This is a genomic window from Stenotrophomonas lacuserhaii (assembly GCF_014836545.1).
GTDB classification, from domain to species: Bacteria; Pseudomonadota; Gammaproteobacteria; order Xanthomonadales; family Xanthomonadaceae; genus Stenotrophomonas; species Stenotrophomonas lacuserhaii.
The window spans coordinates 487,911-514,494 of sequence record NZ_JACSQS010000001.1 but is presented as its reverse complement, the minus strand read 5'-3'; the positions used below and the strand labels follow the sequence as shown (position 1 = coordinate 514,494).

Annotated in this window: 28 protein-coding genes and 1 pseudogene; 12 read left to right on the top strand and 17 right to left on the bottom strand. The window is 66.6% G+C overall.

Going from position 1 to position 26,584, the window contains the following annotated elements; genetic code table 11:
* Positions 1 to 239 precede the first annotated feature (239 nt).
* Complete coding sequence (locus H9654_RS02430) at positions 240 to 512, top strand: hypothetical protein (RefSeq protein WP_042612942.1); 273 nt, start codon at positions 240 to 242, stop codon at positions 510 to 512.
* A 113-nt stretch (positions 513 to 625) separates the two neighbouring features.
* Positions 626 to 1,369: a SapC family protein gene (locus H9654_RS02425; protein ID WP_191768724.1), complete on the top strand. Its 744-nt coding sequence runs from the start codon at positions 626 to 628 to the stop codon at positions 1,367 to 1,369.
* A gap of 224 nt (positions 1,370 to 1,593) precedes the next feature.
* On the opposite strand, the gene H9654_RS02420 is transcribed toward H9654_RS02425, so the two are convergent.
* Genes H9654_RS02420 through H9654_RS02405 form a run of 4 tightly spaced genes read right to left on the bottom strand, consistent with a single transcriptional unit; the run spans position 1,594 to position 5,374 of the window.
* Positions 1,594 to 1,953: a DUF2894 domain-containing protein gene (locus H9654_RS02420; RefSeq protein ID WP_191768722.1), complete on the bottom strand. Its 360-nt coding sequence runs from the start codon at positions 1,951 to 1,953 to the stop codon at positions 1,594 to 1,596.
* Positions 1,943 to 2,581 (bottom strand): OmpA family protein, encoded by a 639-nt coding sequence (locus tag H9654_RS02415; protein ID WP_191768721.1) that lies wholly within the window; start codon positions 2,579 to 2,581, stop codon positions 1,943 to 1,945. The genes H9654_RS02420 and H9654_RS02415 overlap by 11 nt, the downstream gene beginning before the upstream one ends.
* On the bottom strand, positions 2,578 to 4,665 hold the full coding sequence (locus H9654_RS02410; RefSeq protein WP_191768719.1) for a hypothetical protein: 2,088 nt from the start codon (positions 4,663 to 4,665) through the stop codon (positions 2,578 to 2,580). The genes H9654_RS02415 and H9654_RS02410 overlap by 4 nt, the downstream gene beginning before the upstream one ends.
* A complete protein-coding gene (locus tag H9654_RS02405; RefSeq protein ID WP_191768714.1) occupies positions 4,655 to 5,374 on the bottom strand; it encodes a DUF3348 family protein in 720 nt (239 codons plus the stop codon). The genes H9654_RS02410 and H9654_RS02405 overlap by 11 nt, the downstream gene beginning before the upstream one ends.
* Before the next feature lie 158 nt (positions 5,375 to 5,532).
* On the opposite strand from H9654_RS02405, the gene H9654_RS02400 reads away from it, so the two are divergent.
* Positions 5,533 to 7,062, top strand: a complete 1,530-nt coding sequence (locus H9654_RS02400) for an MFS transporter (protein WP_191768712.1) — start codon at positions 5,533 to 5,535, stop codon at positions 7,060 to 7,062.
* A 4-nt stretch (positions 7,063 to 7,066) separates the two neighbouring features.
* Positions 7,067 to 7,621: a TetR/AcrR family transcriptional regulator gene (locus H9654_RS02395; protein ID WP_191768710.1), complete on the top strand. Its 555-nt coding sequence runs from the start codon at positions 7,067 to 7,069 to the stop codon at positions 7,619 to 7,621.
* Here H9654_RS02395 and H9654_RS02390 read toward each other — a convergent pair.
* Positions 7,614 to 8,249, bottom strand: coding sequence for a DUF2971 domain-containing protein (locus H9654_RS02390; RefSeq protein ID WP_157825054.1), 636 nt, complete (start codon positions 8,247 to 8,249; stop codon positions 7,614 to 7,616). The genes H9654_RS02395 and H9654_RS02390 overlap by 8 nt on opposite strands.
* A 43-nt stretch (positions 8,250 to 8,292) precedes the next feature.
* Positions 8,293 to 8,709 carry a BLUF domain-containing protein gene (locus H9654_RS02385; RefSeq protein ID WP_182656151.1) on the bottom strand — a complete coding sequence of 139 codons (417 nt, stop codon included), beginning with the start codon at positions 8,707 to 8,709 and terminating at the stop codon, positions 8,293 to 8,295.
* 212 nt (positions 8,710 to 8,921) lie between these two features.
* Between H9654_RS02385 and H9654_RS02380 the strand changes: the two genes are divergently transcribed.
* Positions 8,922 to 9,908, top strand: coding sequence for a chemotaxis protein CheB (locus H9654_RS02380; RefSeq protein WP_191768708.1), 987 nt, complete (start codon positions 8,922 to 8,924; stop codon positions 9,906 to 9,908).
* 61 nt (positions 9,909 to 9,969) lie between these two features.
* On the opposite strand, the gene H9654_RS02375 is transcribed toward H9654_RS02380, so the two are convergent.
* The 4 genes and pseudogenes from H9654_RS02375 to H9654_RS02360 all read right to left on the bottom strand — a co-directional run bounded on the left by H9654_RS02375 (position 9,970) and on the right by H9654_RS02360 (position 12,023).
* The gene (locus tag H9654_RS02375; protein WP_191768706.1) at positions 9,970 to 10,518 is read right to left on the bottom strand and encodes a cysteine hydrolase family protein; all 549 of its coding nucleotides are present in this window, start codon (positions 10,516 to 10,518) and stop codon (positions 9,970 to 9,972) included.
* A gap of 20 nt (positions 10,519 to 10,538) precedes the next feature.
* A complete protein-coding gene (locus H9654_RS02370; protein WP_191768704.1) occupies positions 10,539 to 11,177 on the bottom strand; it encodes a DUF6766 family protein in 639 nt (212 codons plus the stop codon).
* Between the two features lie 120 nt (positions 11,178 to 11,297).
* A pseudogene (locus H9654_RS02365) lies at positions 11,298 to 11,501 on the bottom strand (hypothetical protein); the annotation flags it as partial.
* A gap of 27 nt (positions 11,502 to 11,528) precedes the next feature.
* The gene (locus H9654_RS02360) at positions 11,529 to 12,023 is read right to left on the bottom strand and encodes a YciE/YciF ferroxidase family protein (protein ID WP_101100479.1); all 495 of its coding nucleotides are present in this window, start codon (positions 12,021 to 12,023) and stop codon (positions 11,529 to 11,531) included.
* A 224-nt stretch (positions 12,024 to 12,247) separates the two neighbouring features.
* On the opposite strand from H9654_RS02360, the gene H9654_RS02355 reads away from it, so the two are divergent.
* From H9654_RS02355 to H9654_RS02345, 3 genes are read left to right on the top strand one after another with little or no spacing between them, the layout of a single operon-like run.
* Positions 12,248 to 12,424, top strand: a complete 177-nt coding sequence (locus H9654_RS02355) for a DUF3606 domain-containing protein (protein WP_182655997.1) — start codon at positions 12,248 to 12,250, stop codon at positions 12,422 to 12,424.
* A gap of 10 nt (positions 12,425 to 12,434) precedes the next feature.
* Positions 12,435 to 14,951: a DNA ligase D gene (ligD, locus tag H9654_RS02350; RefSeq protein WP_191768702.1), complete on the top strand. Its 2,517-nt coding sequence runs from the start codon at positions 12,435 to 12,437 to the stop codon at positions 14,949 to 14,951.
* 41 nt (positions 14,952 to 14,992) lie between these two features.
* Positions 14,993 to 15,814, top strand: coding sequence for an OBAP family protein (locus H9654_RS02345; RefSeq protein ID WP_191768700.1), 822 nt, complete (start codon positions 14,993 to 14,995; stop codon positions 15,812 to 15,814).
* Positions 15,815 to 15,847: 33 nt separating this feature from the next.
* Here the strand turns inward: H9654_RS02345 and H9654_RS02340 are convergent, their stop codons facing one another.
* From H9654_RS02340 to H9654_RS02325, 4 genes are all read right to left on the bottom strand, one after another.
* Positions 15,848 to 16,042, bottom strand: a complete 195-nt coding sequence (locus tag H9654_RS02340) for a hypothetical protein (protein WP_101100482.1) — start codon at positions 16,040 to 16,042, stop codon at positions 15,848 to 15,850.
* Positions 16,043 to 16,072: 30 nt separating this feature from the next.
* A complete protein-coding gene (locus H9654_RS02335) occupies positions 16,073 to 16,633 on the bottom strand; it encodes a mechanosensitive ion channel domain-containing protein (RefSeq protein WP_191768698.1) in 561 nt (186 codons plus the stop codon).
* Positions 16,633 to 17,499: an SDR family oxidoreductase gene (locus H9654_RS02330; RefSeq protein WP_191768696.1), complete on the bottom strand. Its 867-nt coding sequence runs from the start codon at positions 17,497 to 17,499 to the stop codon at positions 16,633 to 16,635. Before H9654_RS02330 ends, H9654_RS02335 begins: the two co-directional genes overlap by 1 nt.
* A gap of 83 nt (positions 17,500 to 17,582) precedes the next feature.
* A complete protein-coding gene (locus H9654_RS02325; protein ID WP_191768694.1) occupies positions 17,583 to 17,966 on the bottom strand; it encodes a sensory rhodopsin transducer in 384 nt (127 codons plus the stop codon).
* 56 nt (positions 17,967 to 18,022) lie between these two features.
* On the opposite strand from H9654_RS02325, the gene H9654_RS02320 reads away from it, so the two are divergent.
* Positions 18,023 to 19,012: a TIGR03885 family FMN-dependent LLM class oxidoreductase gene (locus H9654_RS02320; RefSeq protein WP_191768692.1), complete on the top strand. Its 990-nt coding sequence runs from the start codon at positions 18,023 to 18,025 to the stop codon at positions 19,010 to 19,012.
* On the opposite strand, the gene H9654_RS02315 is transcribed toward H9654_RS02320, so the two are convergent.
* The 3 genes from H9654_RS02315 to H9654_RS02305 all read right to left on the bottom strand — a co-directional run bounded on the left by H9654_RS02315 (position 18,976) and on the right by H9654_RS02305 (position 24,186).
* On the bottom strand, positions 18,976 to 20,571 hold the full coding sequence (locus H9654_RS02315; protein WP_191768690.1) for an alpha-amylase family glycosyl hydrolase: 1,596 nt from the start codon (positions 20,569 to 20,571) through the stop codon (positions 18,976 to 18,978). The genes H9654_RS02320 and H9654_RS02315 overlap by 37 nt on opposite strands.
* A gap of 76 nt (positions 20,572 to 20,647) precedes the next feature.
* On the bottom strand, positions 20,648 to 21,025 hold the full coding sequence (locus H9654_RS02310; RefSeq protein ID WP_157825056.1) for a response regulator: 378 nt from the start codon (positions 21,023 to 21,025) through the stop codon (positions 20,648 to 20,650).
* A gap of 41 nt (positions 21,026 to 21,066) precedes the next feature.
* Complete coding sequence (locus H9654_RS02305; protein ID WP_191768688.1) at positions 21,067 to 24,186, bottom strand: CheR family methyltransferase; 3,120 nt, start codon at positions 24,184 to 24,186, stop codon at positions 21,067 to 21,069.
* A 415-nt stretch (positions 24,187 to 24,601) separates the two neighbouring features.
* Here H9654_RS02305 and H9654_RS02300 point away from each other — a divergent pair, with 415 nt between their 5' ends.
* The 3 genes from H9654_RS02300 to H9654_RS02290 all read left to right on the top strand — a co-directional run bounded on the left by H9654_RS02300 (position 24,602) and on the right by H9654_RS02290 (position 26,385).
* The gene (locus H9654_RS02300) at positions 24,602 to 25,102 is read left to right on the top strand and encodes a hypothetical protein (RefSeq protein ID WP_225211800.1); all 501 of its coding nucleotides are present in this window, start codon (positions 24,602 to 24,604) and stop codon (positions 25,100 to 25,102) included.
* A 271-nt stretch (positions 25,103 to 25,373) separates the two neighbouring features.
* Positions 25,374 to 25,661 (top strand): KGG domain-containing protein, encoded by a 288-nt coding sequence (locus H9654_RS02295; protein WP_101100521.1) that lies wholly within the window; start codon positions 25,374 to 25,376, stop codon positions 25,659 to 25,661.
* A 214-nt stretch (positions 25,662 to 25,875) separates the two neighbouring features.
* A complete protein-coding gene (locus H9654_RS02290; protein WP_191768684.1) occupies positions 25,876 to 26,385 on the top strand; it encodes a ferritin-like domain-containing protein in 510 nt (169 codons plus the stop codon).
* Positions 26,386 to 26,584 lie beyond the last annotated feature (199 nt).

The window sequence follows — 26,584 nt, the reverse complement described above, 5'->3', positions numbered from 1 at the left end:
CCCCCCCCCCCCCCCCCCCCCCCCCCCGCCCGACCCCCTGACAGGTCCCGGTGGCCGCAGACATGAAGCGGTAGTGCCGAAGGCAGCGGCAGGAGCCGCTGCCAACGTCGCGCAAGCAGCGTTTTCTGGGCGAGGCTTGCGGCCCGCGATGCAGAAAAACAGCACTTTTCGTTCGAAAAGACTGGATTAAAGTGATGCCTCACGATAAAGTGCGCGGCCGTTTTCCGCTCTACTTCCGCATGCGCGACGACAAAGACCCCGGCACGTTCGAACTGGCGCTCCCGCGCAAGCGGGGCAGGCCGCCGAAATTCGGGTACGCGATGAGCGATGCGCAGCGTGCCGCCCGTTATCGTGCGCGCCGTGCGGGCCAGGCCAACCACGCCGACGTGCGCAAATGCTCGGACATGGTGCTGCTGGACAAGATCCGTGGCGCGATCAGGGGCAAGGATCCGGAGCTGACCGGCTTCCTGGTGCACGTGCTGTGGCAGCGTTATCCGCTGCAGCTCAAGTAAGGCGGATACGGCGGGGTGGTGATTGCCACGTGGCTTGTTGATAATGCGGGCTTCATGTTCCACCCGCATTCGCGCCCGGGATGGCTGGCGCGTTAAGTAGAGATGGCTTTCTGATGACCACCGGCAACGACACCGCGCCTGCAGCAGGCTCCCCTTTGTTCTACAGCCGCCCGGTGCCGCTGCAGTCGGATATCCACGGCGACCTGCGCATCCTGCCGGGCAAGCTGGGTTTCGCTGCCAAGACCAATGCGATTCCGTTGATCGTCAACGAATTCTCGCTGGCACTGCACCACTTCCCGATTCTGTTCGCCGGCCCGGAAGCGGTGCCGATGGCCGCCCTCGGCGTGACCGAGGACAACCTGTTCGTCACTGATGGCCAGTGGGAGCCGGACACCTACGTACCGGCCTACGTGCGTCGTCATCCCTTCATCTTCATCGATACCGACGGCAGCCAGAACTACGTGCTGGGCTTCGACGAGGGCACCGAGCGCATCGTCAAGGGCGGGACCGAGGGCGAGGCGTTGTTCGTGGACGGCAAGCCGAGCGAGCTGCTGCAGCAGGCCATGGAATTCTGCGGCCGCTTCACCGCCGACCACAACCATACCCAGGCCTTCTCCAAGGCACTGATCGAGCAGGACCTGCTGGTGATGCGCAATGCCAATGTGCGCCTGCCCAATGGCCGCGAACTGACCCTGCAGGGCTTCAACGTGGTGGACGTGGAGAAGTTCCAGAAGCTGCCCGACGACGTGGTGCTGGCATGGCACCGCAATGGCTGGCTGGGCCTGGTGCACCAGCACCTGATGTCGCTGTCGCGCTTCGGTGATCTGACCCGCAAGCAGGCCCAGCGCGACGCCTGATCGCGTGGTTCGTGGTAGCGCCGAGCCATGCTCGGCGTTCCTGCCACGCTGGTGACGGAGGCTTTCCGCCGAGCATGGCTCGGCGCTACCGTCCATCCGTCTCCGTCTCCGTCTCCGAGATCTGGTAGTGCCGACTTCAGTCGGCACCTGGCGCGATCGCGACAGAGGCTTTCCGCCGAGCATGGCTATGCCGCTCGTCCTGACCGGCACCCTACGGGCCGTCGCTACCGGGGCTTCGGTTTGCGTTTGCGCGTCGCTGCGGTCGCTGCCGGCGTTGGCTGGGGCCGCTGTTCCAGCCATGCCAGCGTGTCGGCGTAGGCAATGAAATGCCGCAGGTATTCCGGTGACAGGGCCTGCATCGCGTCAAGCATGCGATGTACCAGCACGGTCGAATTCAACGGGCCGCCCTCGGCAGGCGTCTGCTCCAGCGCAATACGCAGGCGGCTTTCGGCATGCAGCTGCTGCCAGGCATCGCGCATCGGCTGCAGCGCCGGCAACTGCGGATAGTGCTGCAGCGAGACCGAGCCCGCCTCCAGCTGGCGCACCAGTCCGGCCAGCCCTGTACCGGTGCGCTCATCGCGCATCGTTGGCCTCCTCCGCGCCCGGCCGCGGCATCGGCGCGATTTCCACGCGGCGGTTGCGCGCCCGTCCGGCTGCATCGGCGTTGGAGCTCACCGGCTGCTCGGCACCGAACGCGGCGGCAAACACCGACGACGACGGCAGGCCCTCGGCGATCAAGGTGCGCGTCACGGTCAGCGATCGCTGGGCGGACAGTTCCCAGTTGTCGGCGAACTGCCGGTTGTGCGCGTGCACCGGCTGGTCATCGGTGAAACCGCTGACCATCAGGATGTCCTGGCGCTGCGCCAGCCAGCCCTTCAGGGGGCCGGCCAGGCTGCGCAGTACCTCGCGTCCCTCCGGCTGCAACTGGTCGGAATTCAGTGCGAACAGGACATTGCCGCTGATGCCGATACGGCCGTCCACCAGCGTAACCCGGCCGCCCGCCAGTGGTCCGGCCAAGGCCTGCTCCAGTGTCTGCTCGGCGGCCTGGCGCTGTCTGGTTTCCGCATCCAGTCGCCCGCTCAGCTCCAGCTGCATGGCCACCACGCCCACCAGGATCAGCACGAAAGCGCCCAGCAGCACCGACATCAGATCACCGAACGCGGCCCAGATGGGCGTGCCGCTGTCGCCATCCAGTTCGTCGTGATCGCTCATGCGGTCCCTGCCGGGGTGCTGCCGTTACCGAGCTGGCGCAATTCATCGGTGATCTGCTTCTGCGACAGCAGGCTCAGGTCGACTACTTCGCGCGCCTGCGCCACGTAGTAGGCCAGCTGCTCATCGCTGCGCGCCAACGAGGCGTCAAGGGCGCCGGCCAGCTGCTGCAGATGAGTGGACAGGCTGCTGCTGGTCGCGGTGAACGCGGTCACTGCGCCTTCCAGTCCGGCGGCCAGTTCGCGGCTGCCGGTGGCCGCATCGGCAACGCTGCCCACCAGCTCCTGCAGGGTGCCCGCCTGGGCGTCAACCTGTTCGGCGAAGCGCTCGCCGGTGTGCTGCATCAGCCCCGCGGCGTTTTCGATCAGCTGGTCCACGGCACTACGCTGCGCACTGGACGTGGCCTGGATCGACTCCATCAGGCTGCCGACCGTACCCAGCAACTGGGCGCGTTCGTCCAGCAAGGCAGTATCGCGCACCAGACTCTCTGACAACCGCTGGCGCAGCTCGGCGACCACTTCGGCGGCGGCACGCGGCGCTTCGCTGGCGGCATCCAGCAGACGCATGATTTCAGCGATGGTGGCGGTGGACTGTCGGCGCGCCTCTTCGCCGATGCTGCTCGCGGTCTGCTGCAGCGTTTCGCTGATGTGCTGCTGCTGTGCCGTGGCCCGTTCGCTGTGCGTGACCCACTGCGCACCGGCCTGTTCGGCCAGCGCGGTGAAGGCCTGCGACCACTGCTGCAGGCGTGCCTGGTCGTCGTGTGCGCTGCGCTCCAGCAGGGCCTGGTGCGTGTTCTGCAGCTGGGTCACCAGCTCACGCGCATGGGCTTGCTGCGCCTCCAGCGCCGCGGCACGCGCAAGCGCGTCGCGTTCGCTGGCGGCGTTGCCTGCAGCCTGCTGCTGTTCGGCCAGCGTGGTCCAATGGGCGCCCAATTGCTCTACCTGCTCGCGCAAGCGGCCATCGATCTCGCCCAGCAGTCGATCCGTGCCGTCCTGCTGGCTGGTGATGACGCTGGACAGCGCGCTGCCCAATGCGGTGACAAGCGCTGCGTTGGCGGCCTGCTGCGAGCCGAGCGCTGCGTCGAACTGCACGCGCAGGTCGCTGGATACCGTCTGCGACGATGCCTGCAGCGCATCAAGCTGGCGCTGGACAGCATCGGTGACACTGGCCTGGGTGCGCGCGGCGGTGGTCTCAATGTTCCCCAGGGCATCGCGCAGCAGCGGTTGCAGCGTGGTGCCGATGGCTTCACTGCCGGTCAGCACGCCGCGCTGCAGGGACTGCTCCAGCCGTTCGACCAGAAGCGCCTGCGCCGCATCGTGGCGTGCCATGAACGCCTCTTGGCGTGCCTCCAGCTGTGAGTGGCTGCCTGCCGCTGCCTGCTGCACGCCGTCCACCATCTGCTGCAGTTGCTGCACCAGGGCGGGCAGTACGGCCGCCTGGTCCTGCATCAGGCGCAGGCCTTCAGAACGCTGCCATGCCTGGCCGTGCACCGACAGGTCGGTGCGGATGTGCTGGTCGAGCAGCTGCACGGCGGCCAGACGCTCACGCCGCAGCAGGGCCGACAGCAGGCCGAGCATGGCCGATGCCGCGACACCGGCGATGGAGGTGCCGAACGCTACGGCCAGTCCTTCCACCGGCGATGCCAGCGAGCCGCGGATGGCCTGCAGGTCGGTCGCGCTCTGCAGGGCCATGCCGGTGCCGCGCAGCGTCGCCATCATGCCCAGCAGCGTCCCGAGCATGCCCAGCAGCACCAGCAGGCCGACCAGGTACGGGGTGAGCGCAGGGCCGGGCAGGGCGCTGCGATTGCCTTCCACGCGCAGCCGCACCGGCCCGCGCAGGGGGGAGGGCACGCGCGTGAGCCAGTCATCCAGGTTTTCCCGGTCGCCCCCGTTGCGGGTGGCGCCAAGCAGTGCGTCGGTCGCACGGCGGAACTGCAGCAGCTCCCACCCGCCAACGCAGTAGCACGCGGCGATGAGCAGTGCGACGGCGGCGCCGAGCGTGTTGTGGCCGATGTAGCCGATCCCGATCCAGACGGCAGCGGCAAGTCCGAGGAGGAAGACGATCAGGTGCAGGGCGTTACGCAGCATGGGGCGGTGCTCGGTGCGGATGGACGGCGGCGGACAGCCCGTCGATCGGGTGGAAACGGAGGTCGAGTTCGGCCAGCAGCAGGTCGCGCACGGTATCGCGCAGCGCGGGCGGCCAGGACGGCTCGGGCAGGGAGTCGGGCATCACGGCAGGCGATGTGGCGTCCGGGTTCGTGGCGGCGTCCGCGCTCGCGACAGTGGGCAGGCAGGCTGCCAAGCTGGCGGGCAGGCGGCTAAGCAGCCGGTACTCGCGCGGGGCCAGCACCTGCTCCATCACGGCATCGATCTCGGCCAGGCGTGCGCCTTGCTCGCCGGTTCGCGCCAGCGCGTCGCGCAGGCGGCCGCGCAGGCGGCCGGTGCTGGTCAGCTGGGCGCGCTGGAGCGCGGCGTGCCGCCGCTCCAGTTCGGCCGCCGCCATGGGCTGCGCCAGTGCGGTCACCAGCGCGTGGATGGCCTCGGCGTGGGCGCTGCGCGCACGCGCGCACTCTTCGGCAAGGCGGTCGGCATCGGTATCGGCGGTCTGTTCCGGGAGCTCGGGAAGGCTGCCATCCAGTGCCCGTGCAAGGGCGACGGCGCGGTTCCAGTCGACCCAGCTGCCCAGCGCCGCAGGCAGGGCAGGTCTCTCGGGAGCAGCGGACGGGGGATCAAGCCGCTGCAGTGCGCGGATCAGGGGCGGCCCGGCAACGGGCGGCCGAAGTGACGGTTTCGCCATTGTCAGGAGGCCAAAAGACGCGATTTTACACGCTTGCCGGCGCGGCTGCCTGCGCCGGACCGCCATTTGGCACATAAACGGCCGCTGCCCCAATCGGCATAACTATACAGGACGTCCGGTATAGTTACGTCTGTCCCGCCACCGCCTTGCTGATCACCATGTCGTTGCCTGCCACTGCTCCTCCCACCTCCGCATTGTCTCCCGCACGTCGCTGGAGCCTGCTGTTCACCGTGGCTGCCGGCCTGTTGCTGGTCACCTTGGACAATTCGGTGCTGTACACCGCGCTGCCCACCCTGGCCAGCGAACTGCATGCCAGCGACAGCCAGCAGCTGTGGATCATCAATGCCTATCCGTTGGTGATGGCCGGCCTGTTGCTGGGCGCTGGCACCCTGGGCGATCGCATCGGTCATCGGCGGATGTTCCTGATCGGGCTGTCCGCTTTCGGCGCGGCGTCATTGGTGGCGGCGTTCTCGCAGTCCGCTGGCCAGTTGATCGGCGCGCGCGCCGCACTGGCAGTGGGTGCCGCCGCGATGATGCCGGCGACCCTCGCACTGATCGGGCTGACCTTCCATGAAGAGCGGGAGCGCAACATCGCCATCGCCATCTGGGGTTCAGTGGCGATCATCGGCGCCGCGCTCGGCCCGATCATCGGCGGGGTGCTGCTGGCGCGTTTCTGGTGGGGATCGGTCTTCCTGGTCAACGTGCCGGTGGTGGTGCTGGCCTTCATCGCCACGCTCGCACTGGCGCCGAAAGGCGTGCCTGACGGCAGCCGGCGCTGGGATTTCGCCTCTTCGCTGCTCGCGCTGGTGGCATTGTCCGGTCTGGTGCTGGGGATCAAATCGGTGATTGCCGCACCGCCTGCGTGGATCACCGCCGCCATCGCCGCCGGCGTGGCGTCGATCGCCGCCGCCGCCTTCGTGCGCCGCCAGCGCGTGCTGCCGTATCCGCTGCTGGACGTTGCCATCTTCCGCAATCCGGCCTTCCTCTGCGGCACGCTCGCGGCGGTGTTCACCCTGTTCGCGCTCGCTGGGCTGCAACTGGTAACCACCCAGCGCTTCCAGCTGATTGCCGGCTTTACTCCGCTCCAGGCGGGCCTGCTGGTCTCGGTGGCGGCGCTGGGCAGCCTGCCGAGCGCGCTGTTCGGCGGAATGTTCCTGCATCGGGTCGGCCTGCGGCCATTGATCAGTGGCGGCCTGGCGTGCGGCGCGTTGGGCGTGGCGGTGGTCGCATTGGGCTTTGCCCACGGACTGGGATGGGCGATCACCGGCATGGCAGTCACCGGGGTGGGGATGGGTGCGACGATTTCCGTGGCGTCCACGGCCATCATCGGCAATGCGCCGGCCGACCGCGCCGGCATGGCCTCCTCGGTGGAAGAGGTGGCCTACGAATTCGGCGGGCTGCTGGCTGTGGCGGTCCTGGGCAGCCTGGCGGCGGCGTTGTACACCGCCTTCCTGCCGCCCGACGCTGCGTTGCCGGCGGCGGCACGCGAGGGCATCGGCCAGGCGCTGCAGGCTGTCGGCACTCCCGCGCCGCAGTGGCTGGATGCGGTACATGCCGCGTATGACCGCGCATACCAGTGGGTGCTGGTGGTCATTGCGGTGGCGCTGGCCATCGGCGCGATGCTCACCGCGCTGCTGCTCCGCAGCGGGCCCGGCAGCCGCGAAGCCGCACCGGTTGCCGTACATTGATCGCATGAGAACGAGCAATAGAACCCGGATCCTCGATGCGGCCGTGCGGGTGATCAACCGCGATGGCGTGCGTGCGGTGACGTTCGAATCGGTGTCCACCGAATCCGGACTGACCCGTGGCGGACTGCTGTATCACTTCCCTTCGCGTGAAGCGCTGCTACGCGCTATCGACGAGCATCTCGTGCAGGGCTGGGAGGCTTCGATGCAGCAGCTGCTCGCGGTGCCGGCCAGCGAATCGAGCGCGGTCGAACGGCACGCGGCCTACTTGCGGGTTTCGGCACAGAGCGCTACCCGCGCCGAGCTGATCTTCATGCTTGAATCGGTCGAGCCGGATACCGACGTGGCGCCCTGGAGCGAGGCCATGGCGCGCTGGGCGCCGGCGCCACCCCGGCCTGGCGAGACCGATCCGGCGGCCTGGGACAACTTCATCGCGCGGCTGGCTGCGGACGGTCTATGGGTGTACGAGGGCATGTACAACGGGAAGATCGCCGAGGACGTGCGCGCCGGAGTCGTGCAGCGCTTGCTGGCGATGCTGCAAGCGGCCGGGCCGGTCAGGTGACGATGCGCTCCACCAGCCCCGCTTCCAGCGCTTGGCCCCGCACGATGCAGGTGCCGGCCGGGTCCAGCCGGGCCATGTGCACCCGCGTGTGGGGACGGGCCACCCGCGCGATGATCTGCATGATCTCGGTGGGCATGCGCATGCCAAGGATCACCTGCAGCACCGCTCCCGGTACCGGAATATGGCGTTCCTGGCTGAGCAGCCGCCACTCGTTCTCATAGGCCCAGTGGGACGTCTTGGTGGTGAGGGCGCGCAAGGCGGCACCACCGCCTGCCGCGACGTCGATCGCAGGCAGCCGGCGCGTGTAACGCACCGGGTACAGCGGCAGGCGCTGTGGATCGAGCTCCAGCGCGATGGCAACACCGGCGAACCGACCGGCATACAGCGACCACATCCGCACATCGTCGAAACGATCGGTGAGGCTGCAGATGCGGGTGGGCAGGTTACGGTCGAGCTCGCGGGCGGTGCCGAACTGCGGCCGCGCCGCACCCTGGCCGACCATGCGCGCGAACTGGCCTTCGAAGGGGTCGTTCAACGCTTCGTAATGCTCGCAGTAGAGCCGTTCGTTGACCACGATATCGAGCAGGTGGGCGAGCTGCTCCACAGGTTTGAATTTATAGAAAATCAAGTGTTCCCCCGATGCTGTCCTCGCCAGCCTGCAGCATCGGCCATCAGCCGATGTGCGGCGCTACCACCCGTACCAGCCGGTCCGTGCCGGTGCGCGCATCATCGCCGCGGCTTCGGCTGAAGCCCGTCCAGTCACCCCGGCACACGAAACGCAGGTCCGCCTCGCCGGCGGGAACCATGCGCATGGACCAGTAGGGGAAGCGGCGGCCGCTGATCTGCCCTTGGCCCAGCTCCATCATTTCGCAATGGCTGCTGGCTTCGAGGATGCGTGAATACACTTTCCACAAGCTGTCCTCAGGCCCCTCGATGTACTGCATGAAACGGCTGCCGTCGAACAGCAATACCCCGGTGACATCGGCCTGCAGATTGAAACGTTCGGCATCGCGTGTAAGAGCCTCGATGCGCTCGATACTCAGGCCCGGTATTGCTTGACTTGCATACGCCAACGCACGGATTGGCAAAACGGCGACTCCTTTCTTCCTTTGGAGCTGAAATCTAGCGTGCAGCCCCGTAAGAAAGTGTCTTCTGTAAAAGGACATTCTGAATCGGTCATGGCCTGATCGCATTCATTCTGTGATGCGGTGCACAGGCCGGTCGTCCTGGAGTTTCTGCACGCCGCCATGAAGGGGGCATTGACCATAATGCATAGGACGAGAAAATCCTGCGGGTAGGCATGTCGAACAGCAATCGGATTCACCGCGACATCATCGTGATCGGAGCCTCGGCGGGTGCGACGCCGGTGCTCACGCGCTTGGCCGCCCTGCTGCCGTCCGACTTTCCGCCCGTCCTGCTGGTGCGGCATATCGGCAGCCACCAGAGCGTGCTGCCCGAGCTGCTTTCCGGTGCCGGCAGGATGCGCGTGCGCCACGCCGTGGCCGGTGACGCCATCGAGCCGGGCACCCTGTTGATCGCACCGCCGGACCAGCACATGCTGGTGGCCGACGGCGTGATCCGGCTGACGCGGGGTGCCAAGGAGAATCTCGCGCGCCCGGCGATCGATCCGTTGTTCCGCTCGGCAGCGGCGTGTTTCGGACCGCGGGTGATCGGGGTCGTGTTGAGCGGCCGGCTGGACGATGGCACCGCCGGGCTGCAGGCGATCAAGGCGTGCGGCGGGCTGGCCATCGTCCAGGATCCGGCCGATGCACTGGAGCCGAGCATGCCACGCAGTGCGTTGCGACACGTCGCAGTCGATTGGACGACACCCGGCGAACAGCTGGCCGCCACGCTGCAGCGTGCCATCGGCGAACCCACCCGCTCCGCGCCGGCAGTGCCTGCCGCGGTGCGCCACGAGAATGACCTCAGCATGGATACCGGCAACGACATGAGTGGGCTGGACGCCATCGGTCGCCCCTCCAAAGTGAGCTGCCCGGCCTGCGGCGGGGTGCTATGGCACATCGACGACAGCGCGCCGCCACGCTACCGTTGCCATACCGGACACGCCTACACCCTGGACGCGCTGGACCAGACCCAGGCACGCCACACCGACGACGAACTATGGCGGGCGCTGCGTGCCTTGCACGAGCGGCAACGGGTGATCGACATGCTGGTCGATCTGCACGGGGAGGCAAGTCGCGAGGGCGCGTTGCGCATCGCCGAACAATCGCGTGTGGCGACAGCGATCCTCCATCTGCGCGCCCTGATGGACGCAGGGGTACCCTGAGCGCGACGGCCGGATCGAGCGCGTATCCGTGTGCTGCGCAGTGGGCTGGTCCTTCAGCGTCCTACTGCGCCAGGTAACGCTGCAGTGGCACGACGCGGGCGGCCTTGCCGTCCTCCAGCAGCCGCAGCGCGGTCGCCTTGGCTCGACCGATGCCGGCGACCGCTTCATGCACGACCACGGTGTCGTATTCCCGCGCATTGCTGTCAAAGCAGGTGGCTGCGACGCAGGATTCGGCGGTCATGCCGCTTACCACCAGCTCGTCCACTCCCAGCTTGGCCAGCAGCACCACCAAGGGAGTGGCAAGGAAGGCGGAGTGCTTGGGTTTGAGCACGAAATAATCCCCCGGCTCGGGCTGCAGCAGGCGCGCGATCGTGGACGACGCACCGGGCGTGCGCAGGCAGGCATCGACGAGCTCCTTGAAATCAAGCTGCCAGTTGGCGAAGTTGTCGTTGGCGTGGATGACCGGATGACCGCGCAGGCGGAACTGTTTTGCCAACTGCGCGATCTGGCGCGCGGCCCGCACCGCGCCCGGCTTCAGCCGATCAGCGTCCGGGAAGTCGAACAGGGTGAACATGTCGATGATCAGCAGGGCAGGCGAAGACGTACGCATCGGTTCGGTCCCTGCGCCGCTCAGTCGCCGGTCTGGCTGTGCGGAGCAGCCAGTGGCTTGGATTGGGGCGAGTCTTTCTGGCGCAGGAAGATGGTCAGGATCACCAGCGACAGCACGGCAAGGAACTCACTCTGCCAGTTCTGGAAGGACTCGAACCAGAAACTGCTGCTCGCCAGATGCTCCCAGCACGTAGGCGGCGGCAGGCCGCGCGCCAGCTGGTCGTCGACCTCGGCGCGCCAGCTGCCCGCCAGGTGCAGCAGGAAGCTCATCAGGAACAACAGCATGAACGCGATGGCCAATGAGTGGCCATACAGGGTCTTCCACAAACCGCCCTTGCGCACCGCCCACGGCGTGCGACCAGGCTCGATACGCTCGTGTTCTTCTGCATGGGAGAGCGGCCGCGATTCGGCCGATCCCTTCTGCCGCAGGCTTACCGTCAACAGGACGTACATGCCCATCTGCAGGAATTCGCTTTCCCAGTTCTCGAAGGTAGCGCTGATGAAGTGACCGCTGTGGAGATAGTCCCAGAGGCCCATTGCGGGGCGGTGGAGCTCGGCGAGCTCCTGGTTATGGTCCAGGAAGCCTGTCCACACCTGCCCTCCCAGGAAGCACAGCAGGAGCGCGAACAATACGATGGACAGGCCGTTTCGTTTCCACATGCCGATACACCCGGTCTGGTTGATTTCACCATCGGCCACGTGCTCACTTCGACACGTGGCCACCTCGACAGGAGGGCGGCACCGCAGTGCCGCCCCAGGTCAGGGCTCTGGATCGGGGGTCTTGCCCCAACTGCCGGCTTGGCCGAAGTTCGGCTGCGTACTGCCATCGCGCTCGGCCTTGCCGTCAGGCTCTCCTTCGCCGAGCTTGCCGCCTTTGCCATGGCCGCGCTGGTTGTATCCGGCATTCTCGGTGGCGCGCTGGTCATCGGCAGAGGGCTCTGCCTGCCGAGCGGGTTCGTGTGCCGGATCATGATCGGGTTGCATGGTGGTCTCCTGGCAGGCGGTCGGGTCTCAGGCGGCTGCGGCCTCGGCATTGCCGCCGGACTTGGCCAGCATCGTCAACTTTTCGTCGGTGGCCTTTTCCTCCTCCAGCGTCTCCAGCAGAAGCGGCAGGGCATCCTTGTAGCCGAGCTGCTTGGCCAGCGCTGCGATCGTGCCGTAGGAGGCGATCTCGTAGTGCTCGACCTTCTGCGCGCCGCCGATCAGGGCAGCGTCACGCACCGGGCCTTTCTCGATGCCGTCGATCACTTCCTTGCCTTCTTCCACTAGGCCCTCCATCGCGGCGCACTTGATGCGCTTCAGGCGGATGCCCAGCACCTCCACCACCTGGTCCAGGCGCTCGATCTGGCCCTGTGTTTCTTCCAGGTGGGTTTCGAACGCGGCGGCAAGATCGGGGTTGGTGGCGGCGCGTGCCAGGCGCGGCAGCGCTTTGGTCAACTGCTTTTCCGCGCTGTAGATATCCGACAGTTCGTGGATGAAAAGGTCTTCAGCGGTTTTGATAGCCATCGAAAGCTCCGTGTTGGATTGGGTGAACAGAGACTCCGAGCCTAGGCACGCAGGTGTATGCGGCTCGTCATGCGGGTGCGAAGAGAAACGTGAGGGTTGCGTGGGTGCCGCGTTTTCTTCACTTCCAGCAACGGATTCTTGTTTCCGGGCTCACGTGGCGCTCTCGTCCCGGCTACCGCGGCGGAACGATGCTCGACGGACCTCAGCTTCAGACGGAGATCGACATGAGTGACGACAAGCAGCAGACCGGCAGCCCCGACCGCGACCGGATCAACGTCAACGAGGACTACGAGGTCCAGTACTGGACCCGGACGCTGGGCGTCAGCCGCGAAGCGCTCGAGGCGGCCGTCAAGGCGGTGGGACCGACCGCCGAGGCCGTGCGCACGCACCTTCGCCGCTAGGCCGCTCCGGATGTCGCTGAGCGAGTACCAGCGCAAGCGGAGCTTCGGCCGGACCCGGGAGCCGGAGCCGGGCAAGAAAGTGCCGGCCGGCCAGCGGGCCATCTTCGTCGTCCAGCTGCATCATGCGAGCAGGCGCCACTATGACTTCCGGCTGCAGATCGGCGGCGTGTTGAAGAGCTGGGCGGTGCCTAAAGGGCCCAGCTACGATCCGCGCGTGAAGCGGATGGCGGTGGAAGTGGAGGATCATCCGGTTGACTATGCCGGGTTCGAAGGAGAGATACCCAAGGGCGAGTACGGAGGCGGGCACGTGGCGCAGTTCGACCACGGCGTGTGGTCCACCCGCGGCGACCCGGAGGCACAGCTGGCGAAGGGCCACTTGCGATTCGAACTGTTCGGCACCAAGCTCAAGGGCGGCTGGCATCTGGTGCGCTCCGGCAAGCCGGCGCGGCAGCCACAGTGGCTGCTGTTCAAGGAGGACGATGCCTATGCCGGCGATGTCGAGGCGGACGACCTGCTAGCCGACGTCACGGCGGCACCTGCCGCCGACCTCAAGCGCGCCGGTAGTGGCAAGTCTGTCAAGCGTCGGCTGACGGCGGTATCGGTGAGCGCGCGGTCGCGCCGGGGTGGGTGGTCCGGAAAAGCGCTGCGGCTGGCCGGGGCGCGCAAGGCCGAGGCGCCGGAAGGGCCGTTCCAGCCACAGTTGGCCAGGCTTGGCGATCATCCGCCAGCAGGAGACCAGTGGGTCCACGAAATCAAATGGGATGGCTACCGGATATTGGCGACCGTGGCCGATGGCGAGGTGCGGCTGTGGTCGCGCAACGCGTTGGACTGGACCGGGAAGCTGCCCGAGATCCGCGAGGCGGTGGCCGCGCTCGGGGTGACGTCGGCGGCGCTGGATGGTGAGCTGATCGCGGGCGGCGGCACCAAGGAGGACTTCAACCTGCTGCAGGCCACGCTGTCCGGCGAGCGCCAAGGTGCGCTGTCCTATGTGCTGTTCGACCTGCTGCATCTGGACGGGGTGGATGTCACCGATGCGCCGCTTCTGCAGCGCAAGGCGTTGCTGCAGGAACTGCTGGCCGATCCGCCGCCGCACCTGGCGTTGAGTTCGCACATCGCCGGCGACGGTGACACGGCATACCGCCTGGCCGGTGAGCAGCACTTCGAAGGCATCATTTCCAAGCGCGCCGACCGCGGCTACCAGGCAGGGCGTAGCGAGGACTGGCGCAAGACCAAGCAGTTGGCCAGCGACGAGTTTGCCGTGGTGGGCTACACGGCGCCGAAGGGGAGCCGGACCGGATTCGGTTCGCTGCTGCTGGCGAGGCCTGACGCGCGCCATGGCTGGGTGTACGCCGGTCGGGTGGGCTCGGGCTTCACCGACAGCCAGATCAGCGAGCTCAGCGCGATGATGGGGCAGGGGGGCGGCAAGCAGCCAACCGCGTACGTACCGACCACCGAGACCGATCTGCGCGGGGCCACGTGGTTTCCGCCGCGCTTCGTGGTGGAGGTGTTCTATCGGGGGATCGGTGGCCAGCAGCTGCTGCGCCAGGCATCGCTGAAGGCGGTGCGGCCGGACAAGAACGTTTCAGACCTCGCCAGCAGCGACCATGGCCAAGGCAGTGCCGTGGCCACGGCGCCGCCTGCGGGGCGGGCGGCCAATGCGTCGCCGGCGCTGTCCAGCCCGACCAAGGTGATCTTTCCGGATATCGAGGCGACCAAGCAGGAGGTCTGGGACTACTACACCGCCGTGATGGACCACCTGCTGCCGGAAATCATCGGGCGTCCGTTGTCGATCATCCGCTGCCCCTCGGGGACCTCGAAGCCGTGTTTCTTCCAGAAGCACCACACCACCGGCCTGGAGCGCGTGGGCTCGGTGCGGCTGAAGGAGGACACCGGCGTCAATGCGCACTACCTGGTCGTGGAAGATGCGGCCAGCGTGTTGGAGCTGGTGCAGTTCAACGCGCTGGAGTTCCATCCATGGGGCAGCCATGCTGCCTCGCCCGATCAGGCCGATCGCGTGGTATTCGACCTCGACCCGGGCCCGGACGTGCCTTTTTCGGAGGTCAAGAAAGCCGCCACCGACATCCGCAGGCTGCTGCAGCAGCTGGAGCTGGAATCCTTCCTGCGGGTGTCCGGCGGCAAGGGGTTGCACGTGGTGGTGCCGTTGCACCCGGGCTGCGATTGGGACCTCACCAAGCGCTTCGCGCACGGGTTCGCCGACGCGCTTGCCCGATCCGAGCCCGATCGTTTCCTGGCCACCTCAAGCAAGCGCCTGCGCAACAGGCGGATCTTCGTGGACTATCTCCGCAACGGACGCGGTGCGACGGCGGTCTCGTCCTATTCGCTGCGCGGCCGGCCGGGCGCGCCGGTGGCACTCCCCATCTCCTGGAACGAGCTGCCCAGGCTGAAGCGCGCCGACAGTTTCACCCTCCGAGATGTACCCGCCCGGCTGAAACGACGCCGCAAGGATCCATGGGCCGGCATCGACACGCTCCAGCAGAACCTTTCACGGTGGGCGCAGGACGACTGACTGCAGCTGCCCGCCCTTCCATCAAGCACAAGGGGTATTCCATGCGCATTGCTTTCCTCAACGCTACTGCCGTGCTCGCGCTGGCCGCCTGCGGTGGGGGCACCACCTCCTCCAGCGTGCAGGCGCCCGGGGCCGAGGCGGCGCCGACCACCAAGGCACTGGACGCGGGTGCGGCGCTGCTGCAGGACCGCCCGCCGATCGAAGCGATAAACGCCTACCTCGACGGTTTTCATTTCTACAATGGGCACCCGGCAGGGCAGATGGAAGCGCACCATTACTGCAGCATCCTCAACGAGGACGTCATCCAGTGCACCATCTACGATGGCAATGTCCGCGACGCCAAGTTGATGGGCGTGGAGTACATCATCAGCGCGGCGTTGTTCGGCAGCCTGCCCGAGCCGGAGAAGAAACTCTGGCACAGCCACGTGCACGAAGTGAAATCGGGCCAGCTGGTGGCGCCCGGCATCCCCGCCCCGGCCGAGCATGCGCTGATGGAGAAACTCGTAGGCACCTATGGCAAGACCTGGCACACCTGGCATACCGACCTGGACAAGGACCTGCCGCGGGGCATGCCCCAGCTGATGATGGGGTTTACCGCTGACGGCCAGATCGACCAGGCCATGCTGGCGGCGCGTGATCAGCGGATCGGCATCGACAGCGGAGAGCGCAGGGCGGCGCGCGCCGATATTCCCTCGCCGCCGATCGATCCAGGTGCCGATGCCTGGCAGCGCGGCCAGGTCGTCCAGATCGAAGACCCTTCCGGCCACCGCCACGCACAGCACGGCGCGCCCTCCGGCCAACTGATGCCGCAGCCTGCGGGGGAGAATGCCACCTCGCGCGGCACGACGGAAAAGGGGCGCTGAGCCTGGCTGTGCAGCACGCGGGCTCCGCAGCGGTCACTGCGTCTGCAGCGATGCCTGCAGGGCCTTGGCCAGCGCGGCATCACCGTTGACCAGCTCCTCCCAGCGCAGCACGATGCCGTTGCGTTTCCCCTTGCGCACCAGTTTCAGGCCATCCGGGTCGATGGTGAGGGTGAACGCATCGGCACCGACCTGCAGTTCACGGCGCAGTGGCTTGTCGAGCGGGGTCATGGAGTTCCTCGATGTCCTGGCGGCGCGGACTCAATGCCAGAGCCGCATCATGCGCTGGAAGAACAGCGAATTGGGCACCTTCAACAGGCAGTTCTGCGATGCCGGGTTGCTGTCCTGCAGGGTGGTGTAGATGAGATTGATGTCGACCACGCGTCCACGTATCCCGGGTTTGTCCGGGCTGTCGATGACCTCGATCTGGTCATACAGCCGGAACGGCTTGGTCGCGAAGATCAGGAACGAACAGAAGATGTTGGACAGGACGCTCCACGCGGCAAAAAACGCGACCGCCCCCACGGCGGCGAAGCCGGTCAACGCACTCCACAACACGCGTGCGGAGACGTCCAGCCGCTCCAGCGCCAGCAGCAGGGCGGCCGCATAGACCAGCGTGGCAGCGATACGACGCGCGCCGACGGCATACGCGGGCGGGAACTCGTATCGGCTGGCCATCGTGCGCGCAGTCATCGCGACGAAGCGCACCAGCAGCCACGCACACGTCCCGATCAGCAGCAACTCGCTGACCGGGACGACCACGTCCAGCCATTCGTCCAGCCAGGTTGGCAACGCGGAGCGAAGCGCGTGCCAACGCTCCATCACAGTGTCACGGCGCCGCCGGACACGGTGAGCAGCGCGCCGGAGGTGTAGCTGGCACCGTCGCAGGCCAGCATCACATAGGCCGAGGCCAGTTCAGCCGGCTGGCCCGGCCGGCCGAATGGCGTCTGCGAGCCGAAGCTCTCGACTTCCTCGGCCGCCATGCCGGCAGGGATGAAGGGCGTCCAGATCGGACCGGGCAGCACCGCATTGACGCGGATCTGCTTGTCCGCGAGCAGGCCGGCCAGCCCGATCGTGAGATTGGCCACCGCGCCCTTGGTGGCAGAGTAGGGAAGGATGTTCGGGGTCGGTTTCTTGGAGTTCACCGAGGCGGTGTTGATGACGTTGCCCCCGTTCTGCAGATGCGGCACCGCGAGTCGCACCAGGTTGAACACTGCGTGCACGTTGGTATCGAAGGTGCGCTTCCATTCCTCCAGGGTGATCTCGTCGAAGCTCTCGAAATAGCGCTGGTACGCGGCGTTGTTGACCAGCACGTCCAGTCCGCCGAGCTCCTTGACCACCCGGTCCACAAGCTGCTCGGCCTGGGCAGGGTCACTGATGTCACACGGTGCGAGCAGCGCCTTGCGCCCCGCCTCTTCGATCAGCGCGCCGATGCGTTCGGCATCGGCCTGTTCGTCGGGAAGGTAGGCGATGGCCACGTCCGCCCCTTCGCGGGCAAAGGCGATGGCCACCGCCGCGCCGATGCCACTGTCGCCACCGGTGATCAAGGCCCGCTTGCCGGCGAGCAGGCCATGGCCCTGGTAGGTGGTCTCGCCGTGGTCCGGGGTGGGTTCCATCGGTCCGGTTTTGCCGGGGAAACCCTGCTGCTGCGGCTTGAAAGGGGGGCGTGGGTAGTCGGGGAGGGACATCGCGTTCTCCAGTGCGGTGAAAGGAGATACCGATGCTGCGCGCTCGCCCGTAAATGACCTGCCGATGCGGTGTCAGTGCGGTGTCACAGCGGGTGAGCGATGGTCGTCATCAGCGCATTTTCCGCCTGCCGCGAATCCAGCCGCGTGTGCTGCACGATGATCGGTTCGCTGGAGTGGATGAGGGTGGCGAACGGCGTTTCGCGCGGCACCTGCATCGGATCGTCCAGGTCGTTGAAGCGGACATGGCGCGTGCGTTGCGCCGGCACCTCGACGCGATACGGCCCCGCCGGTTCGCGGTCCTCGAAGTACAACCACAGTTCGACCTGTGCAGGTCGTTCACAGGTATTGAGGATGCAGCAGGTTTCGTGACTTTCCAGCGCCGGCTGTGGGCCGTTGCTCCAGCCCGGGATGTACCCTTCGGCGATCGCCCAGCGGCGATGGCCGATGCATTCTTTTGGCATGTTCATGACGCGGTTTTAAATCGTGCCCTGTTGCAATCGTGTCAAACGTACAGGAGCGCGCCGTGATTGGATTCCATGCCTCGCATGAGCAGTTCGCCCCCGCCAGCCTGCTGGCCCTTGCAGGGCGCGCGGTGGACAGTGGGTTCGGTGCGGTGATGTGCTCGGATCATTTCCATCCCTGGTCGCGCCGCCAGGGTCAGTCCGGCCAGGCTTGGGCATGGGCCGGGGCGCTGCTCGGCCAGGTGCCGGTATCGTTGGGCATGGTGACGTGCCCGTCCGGGCGCTACCATCCCGCCGTGGTGGCACAGGCGGTGGCGACGCTGGAACAGTTCGCGCCCACCCTGGTGTGGCTGGCAGTGGGCAGCGGGGAGGCCCTGAACGAGGCGATCACCGGGCAGCCCTGGCCGAGCAAGGCCATCCGCAACGCGCGCCTGCGCGCGTCCGCAGAGGTGATCCGCCGCCTTTGGGCCGGCGACAAGGTCTGCTTCGATGGCGAAGAGGGCGTGCACGTGCGCGAGGCGCGACTGTACAGCCGGCCTGCCACCCCGATCCCCTTGCTGGGCGCTGCGCTGACCCCGGAAACCGCCCACTGGCTGGGCGGCTGGGCCGATGGGCTGATCACCACCAGCATGCCGATGGACGAGCTGCGCGCGGTAGTGCGCGCCTTCGAAGCAGGAGGCGGCGCGGGCAAACCGTTGTACCTGCAGGTCAAGCTTTCCTATGCGCGCAGCTATGACGCCGCGCTCGCCGGGGCGCGCGAGCAGTGGCGCCAGAACGTGCTGAGCGCCGAACAGAGTGAACAGCTCAGCCAGCCGGAAGCCTATGAACAGCTCGGCCAGCAGGTGAGCGATGAACGGCTCACCGAGCGGGTGATCGTCTCCCACGATCCCGGCGTGCATCGTGAGGCCTTGCAGGGCTACCTGGACATGGGTTTCCAGCGCTTGTACCTGCACAACGTCAACCTCGAACAGGAACGTTTCATCGACGACTTCGCGACCCAGGTGCTGCCTGCCCTTCAGCTCCCGCCGCTGTCCACCAGCAGCCAGGCGTAGCCGTAGCCGGCCAGCACCACGGTCTGCTCCTCGACATCCGCGCCGCGCAGGACCACTGGGCGCGCGTCGGTTGCCTCGGCCAGGTGCAGGCGATGGGGCGTGCGACCCACGTTGACCAGGGTCAGCAAGGCACTGTCGCCGCTGCGGAAGCGCAGCCCGAGGATGGAACGCGGCAGGCCGGGCAGCGCTTCGGCGTCCTGTTCCAGCCATGGCAGCGAACGGCGCGCCTGCAGCAGTTCACGCACGCGACCAAGCAGCGAATCCGGGTCGTCGCGTTGCGCCTGCACATTGACCGCATCGCTGGCCAGGCCGCGGTCATGACTGGACAGCGCAGCGCGCCAGGGCGGTGCGGGGCCATCGCTGAAGCCGGCCCGCGGGCCAGGGGCCCACTGCATCGGCACGCGCACGGCATCGCGCTCGGGAAGGCGCAGGTCATCGCCCAGGCCGATCTCATCGCCATAGCGCAGCACCGGCACCTGGCCCAGCGAAAGCAGCACGGCGTGGGCCATCGCCAGTGCGTCCACGTCGTGATCGAACATCGGGGCCAGCCGGCGCCGGATGCCGCGCTCGTAGACACGCATGCCCGGTTCGGGTGCAAACCGGGCCATCACGCAGGCGCGTTCTTCGGGACTCAGCTGCTCCAGGTCCAGTTCGTCGTTGTTGCGCAACCACGCCAGCCGCGAACGTGCCGGCGCATCGGCGTTGTACTCGGCCAGGGTCGAGGTGATCTGGCTGGCGTCCTCCAGCGCGAACGCCAGGAACAGATGGTTGTTGAGGTGGAAATCAAGCAGATGGGACAGGCGCCGTCCGTGGTCCAGGTACTGCCCATACTCACCCGCCTCCACGTCGGCTTCGCCGATGAGGATGGGCGCATCGTGGTGCGCGGCCGCCTGTCCGCGCATCAGCTCCAGCAGCCAGCGGCCTTCGTCGCGCGGGTCGGCGAGGGCCGCGCGTTCCACCATGTAGGGCACCGCGTCGACGCGGAAACCTGCCACGCCTTTGTCCAGCCAGAAGGCGATGATGCGTCCCATCTCTTCGCGCACCTCGGCATTGGCCAGCTCCAGATCGGGTTCATGCCGGTAGAACCGATGCTGGTAGAACCGCGCGGCATCCGCGTCCCAGCTCCACACCGACGCTTCGATCGGGGGAAACATGGGGTCCGGCCCTTGCTCCGGCGGCGAGTCCGCCCAGATATACCGCGCTGCCATCCGCGCGTCGCCGCTGCGCGCCTGCAGGAACCAGGGATGCTGGTCGGAGGTGTGCTGCATGACCAGCTCCACGATCACCCTGATGCCACGCCGCGTGGCTTCCCGGATCAGGAGATCGAAACTGTCGAAATCGCCGATTCGCGGATCGATCGCGCAGTGGTCGATCACATCGTAGCCACCGTCGCGGCCCCCATTGCGGTAGGTCGGCAACAGCCACAGGTGGGTGATGCCCAGCCATTGCAGGTAGTCGAGCTTCTCGACGACACCGGACAAAGTGCCCCAGCCCCTCCCGCAGCCATCACGGAACAGGGAAACGTCAAGTTGATAGATCGCCGTCGAATGCGGTGCCATCGCATTACCTGTGGTCGGGACGGTCCATGGTGCACGCAGTGGCGTCGAGACCACGTCGGCGCGACCCGCGCCCGGCTCAGTGCCGGGTGCAGATCGCGCTGACCATCTCCCACAGGGTGGCCGGAACGAACGGCTTGCTGCACACCGGGTGGTCGCCGAAGCGTGCATCGATGGCTGCGGCATCGTAGCCGGTGGTGAACAGGAACGGGATGTCCAGCGCGACCAGCTGGTCGGCCAGAGGGTAGGACATCTCGCTGCGCAGGTTCACATCCAGCAGCACCGCGTCGATCCGGTCGTCGTGCTCGGCAACGTAGCGCTGCGCTTCGGCCAGCTTGCCGGTGACCCCCAGTACCTCGGCGCCTGCCGATTCGAGGAATTCGGAAACGCTCAGGGCCAGCAGGTAGTTGTCTTCCACTACGTACACCCGGCATCCGGCCAGAATATCGTTGCTCATCTCAGCCTCCCGCCAGGCGGCCCCCCGTCCGCGAATGGCTGTCAATGTGTGTGGTCGTAGGGCACTTCGATGCTGCAGAAGACCCCGTCGCTTGCATACTCCAGTCGTGTTTCAGCGTTGAGCGTGTGCGACATCGCGTGCACGATCAGCTGGGTCCCGAAGCCGGTCCGGGAAGGCGCGTGGTCGATCGGCACGCCGGTCTCCTTCCAGGTCAGCGCCAGCCACTGCTGGCCTTCATTCTCCTTCAGTTCCCACGCGACCAGCAGCTGGCCCCCGTCCACCTTGAACGCCCCGTACTTGGTCGCATTGGTGGAAAGTTCGTGCAGAGCCAGGCTGAACGTCTGGGCCATGTCGAAGCTCAGCGCGACCGCGTTGTCGCTCAACCTGACGCGCTCCATCGGCACGCCCAGCGAGGCCAGTTCCGTGCGGACCATCTCGCCCAGGTCGACTTCGCCGGCCAGCGTACCGCCCAGCAGGCTCTGCGCCCGTCCCAGTGCGGCCAGCCGCTGGCCGAAATCGGCGACGTCCTCGCCTTTGCCCAGGGTGCGCAGTGCGATGGCCTGTACGACGCCCAGCAGGTTGCGGGTGCGATGCTGCAATTCGGCGATGAGCATCTGCTGGCGCTCTTCCGAACGCATCAGGCTGGTCACGTCCAGGAAGGTCACTACAACGCCATTGGAACGTTCTGCGGCGTCCACGTACGGACCCACGCGCACCAGGTAGCTGCAGCCGCGGTCGGCGCAGGACGCACGCCGCTCGATCATCACTTCTTCCTTCAGCACCCGCTGCAGGTCGACGTCGAACCCAGGCAAGGCCACGCGTACCGACAGATCGGTGATCGGCCGCCCGAGGTCGCTGTTGCGGATGTTGAAAATGGACTCGACCGCCGGAGTGAAGGAGCGGATCGCCAGCCGCTCATCCAGGAACACGGTCGCTACCTCGGTCGCGCGGAACAGGTTGACCAGGTCATTGTTGGCGCGGTCCAGCGCCTCCAGCTTGCCGTGCAGTTCGGAGTTTACGGTGTGCAGCTCTTCGTTGACCGACTGCAGCTCTTCCTTGGAGGCCTCGAGCTCTTCGTTGGTGGACTGCATCTCTTCGTTGACCGACACCAGCTCCTCGTTGGAGGACTTCAGTTCTTCCAGCGCGGTTTCGTATTCTTCGATCAGCGATTGCAGGCGGTCACGCGTCTCATGCAGCTCGCGCTCGGTCTGCGAGGCGTGGTCGGCGCGGTCCCCGCCGTGGCCGATCGCGCGTTCGGAGGCTTCTTCGCGGGTCAGCGCCGGGCCCTGGTCCACGAACAGCACCAGGAACAGGGCTTCGCTGCCCATGCGCTCGTTGAGCGGTTCGATGACCATGTTGACCAGTTGCACCCGGCCATCGTCCACTTCCATTGCCAGCCCGCTGCGCTGGGCGCTGCGGCCGCTTTCCACCGCTTCGCGGAAGATCGTGCGCAGGTCCAGCCGCAGTTCCCGCCGTGCAAGGGTGAGCAGCTGCCGGGTGGGCGCGCCGGCCGGGACTTCCAGGTACTTGCCGGTGCGACCGGAGAAGTACACCACGTCGCCGTCGCTGCTCACCACCACGTGGGGCGGGGCATAGCGGTCCAGCACCTGCGATTCGGCACTGTGGCGCATGGAGCCGGCCGCGGGCAGGCGCCGGGTACTGCTGTCGGTCGCGGCCTGCTGGCGCGGCAGGATCAGCGACATCGGCAGCCGCACGCTCGGCGTGGAGCCGTTGCGTCGCCGGAAGATGCGGTTGCGCTTGTCCACGGCCACGAACAGTTCATCGAACTGGCTCAGGTTCTCGGCAGTACCCAGGAACAGGAAGCCTTCCGGGCGCAGCGCATAGTGGAAGGTGGGGATCACCTGCGCCTGCACGTCCGCGCCGAAATAGATCAGCAGGTTGCGGCAGGACACCATGTCGATGCGCGAGAAAGGAGGATCGCGGATCACGCTGTGGGGCGAGAAGATGCACAGCTCGCGCACCTGCTTGGCCACTACCATGCTTTCGCCGTCAGAGACGAAGAAGCGCTGCTGGCGCTCCTGGCTGACCGCGCTCAACAGCGGCCGCGGGTAACGCGCAGCGCGTGCAACGGCCAGCGCGCGATCATCGATATCGGTGGCGAACAGTTGCACGCGCGGGGCAACCGGCAACGTCGCCATGTGCTCCAGCATCAGGATCGCCAGCGAATAGACTTCTTCGCCGGTCGCGCAGCCAGGTACCCAGATGCGCACCGTCTCTTCGGGCCCGCGGTTGGCCAGAAGCTGCGGGATGACGTTGTCCTCCAGGCTTTTGAAGGCATCGTGGTCGCGGAAAAAATTGGTGACATTGATCAACAGGTCACGGAACAGCAGCCCCGGCTCCTGTGGATCCTTCCGCAGTGCGTCCACGTAGGCGCCGAGATCGCGCAGGCCAAGCACCTGCATGCGCCGGTGCACGCGGCGCAGGAACGTGCGGGTCTTGTAGCCGCTGAAATCATGGCCCACCTGGCTGCGCAGCAGCATGTAGATCTCAGCCACCGAATCGGCGTCCTGGGCCGAGGAGCGCTGCGTCCGCGCGCCGGCTATGGCCTGGTCGAGCATGCCGATGTTGGCGGCGAACTCGGCGATCTTCGGCCCCATGGATTCAACCGGCAATGCAAAATCAACAAAGCCCAGCTGGATGGCCGAATCGGGCATGTCCGCATATTGGGGCCCGAATCCGTCCGCGACCTGGGCCAGCGTCATGCCGCCTTTTTCCTGGATGGCCTTCAGACCCAGCGTGCCGTCAGCGTCGCCACCGGACAGGATCACGCCCACCGCAAGCGCCTGTGCATCGTCGGCCAGCGCGCTCAGGAAGATGTCGACCGGCTTCGGCTCGCGATGGCCGTGCAGATCCTGCAGTGTCAGCTTGCCTTCGCGGATGCCCAGCACGCTGTCCTCTGGCATCACGTATACATTGCGGGGTTCGACCGGCATGCCTTCCTCGGCCTGCACCACGGGCAGCGGGGTGAAGCGCGCGATGATTTCCGGAAGCTGGGTCCTGCGCGAAGGATTCAGGTGGGTGACCACCACGAATGCCATGTAGGTGTCGTTGGGAACGCCGCGGAAGAACCCCTCCAGCGCTTCTACGCCCCCAGCGGAAGCACCGATGCCGACGACGTGGAATTTTCCTTCTGACACCATGTCGCGGTGTGCCCCGAATTGAGAAATAGTGGCCATGCTCGCCGCCGTCTGGTGGATGTGTCAACCGGTTCAATACCGACTATCATGCCGCCGCACGGGGTTACCACACTGTGTGGACACGGTCGTCCAGCGCACTCCCAGGCACCGCGTGCAGGGAGTGTGACGGCACGTGATGCCGGGGTTGATGCATTCGTTACCTGCCGGCCACGTGCTGTATGACGGGCGCCGCCGATAGTGACTGCAACCTTGGCTTAAGGATGCACCACCACGTGCTGCGATCCCTCGTCCCGAATCACCACGTCGCGCCTGCTGCGCACGCAGCACCGTCCGCTACGCCGCGCGGAGGACCTGGCGCTGCGGTGCTGACCGCCTGCGTGTTACCCATTCGCGCCGGGACCGTGGCATGACGGACCCGATGCGCCGTCGTGTGGAGGATGCGGCCGCGAACGATCCGGCCAGCCGGACGTGGCCGGATGCGGGCGCGGGCGGCAGTCGCCCGGGTGACTGGTTCCTGCAATCACTGGTCAGCCTGGTCAACCATCGCCCGCACCTGCGCCTTGGCATCGTGCTGCATGTGCATGGGCTGGAGATAAGCGGGAGCCTGGTTTCGGGCACGGCTTACTTCGAACGTTTCGCGCGCGCGTTTCCGGATGCGCTCGACCTCGCCGACCAGGCGCAGCGCCAGACCGCGCACGACAGCATCGCCATGCATGCGGCGCGCTACGGCAGCCGCAACGCCGACGACAGTACCGACCCGCCTGATTACCTGCACCTGATCGATGTGCGCGTCACGGCAGCCGGCAGCGCGGATGCGATGGCCCCTGCGCTTCCGCTGTGGCGGGGGCGCATCGACGCCATCGACGGTTTCCAGCTGCAGGCCCGTGAGGCAGGTGCGGGAGTCTCCAGCGCGCGTTGATTCCGTGACCGTGTTGCACAGGATGCGCGGTGCGTCTGCAGCGCGCCAAGCAGGTGCCTGCGCCGACAATGCTGCTTGAGTGCACGCCGCTCTGCGGCTGCGCGGTCGCGTGTCGACACAGGAGTCGCCGTCCGCGTCATCGTCTCGTGCAGTACTGCCGCGTCTGGTGTCACGTGGCATCGTCATGCGTTCGACGGCGTTTTCAAACTGCGCCGCCTACGCTGTGCACGTCGGTACTTCCACCGACTTCTACGCTATCCAGGAGAACGAAATGGCAAACAACAACAACCAGTCCAATCGTGGTTTCGCTGGCATGGACGAAGACAAGCAGCGCGAGATCGCCGCGCAGGGCGGACGTGCTGCGCATGAATCCGGTAACGCACATGAGTTCAGTTCGGAAGAGGCCCGCGAAGCCGGTCGCAAGGGTGGCGAGGCGGTAAGCCAGGACCGCGAGCACATGTCCGAGATCGGGCAGAAGGGCGGCCAGCAGCGCCAGGACGGCGGTGGCAACCAAGGCGGCAACCAGGGCAACCAGCAGGGCGGGCGCCAGCAGAGGTAATCTGCACCTCCCCTCCTTGGGCCCGGCACCTGAAGCGCTCCGCGCGTAGGTGCCGGGCTGTTTTCATCACGATCGAAGCGCGGGTGAGCAACCGCGACAAGCGCAGGCTAACGGCCCCTGCACCGTAAAAGGACACGCTTTCCACGACCCGTTGGCGGCTGATTGACGGGCCAGCGGACATGCTGTCCCTTCCCACCCGCGGAGAAGCAACGACATGACAGAGATCAAGGAAAACCTGCTGGATTGGCTGCGTGATGCCCATGCAATGGAACAGCAGGCCGAGCAGATGCTGAAAGCACAGGCAGGTCGGATCGATCACTATCCGAAACTCAAGGCGCGTATCGAAGAACACATCCAGGAGACGGTGGGCCAGCGTGAGCGCCTGGAACAGTGCATCAGCAACCTGGGCGGGTCGCCGTCCATCGTGAAGGATGCGCTGGGCAAGATGGCGGCGATGGGCCAGGCCGTCGGCGGAATGACCGCATCGGACGAGATCGTCAAGGGTGCGATGGCGGGCTATGTGTTCGAGTGCTTCGAGATCGCCAGCTACACCTCGCTGATCGCCGCAGCGCGCACCGCCGGCGAGCATGAAGTCGCACAGGTGTGCGGTGAGATCCTGGTCCAGGAAGAGGCGATGGCCGCTTGGCTGCTCGAGAACCTGCCGGAGGTTACCGAAGAGTTTCTCGTGCGTGACGCGACCCCCGGCGTGACCGCGAAGAAGTAACCGGTCCGCGGCAGCAGCGCAAGGAAGACCCCGGCGCGACGGCCGGGGTTTTTCTTTGCGCCGGCGACCGCTTCGTGAACGCCATATCAGCATCGAGGCGGCAGGTACTCATGCGCTGCCCACGTGCCATCCACGGCCGTACACGGGTGCCACGCGCATCCTCGTTGCGTGGGCCGAAAGCCTTGGGCGCACACCATCA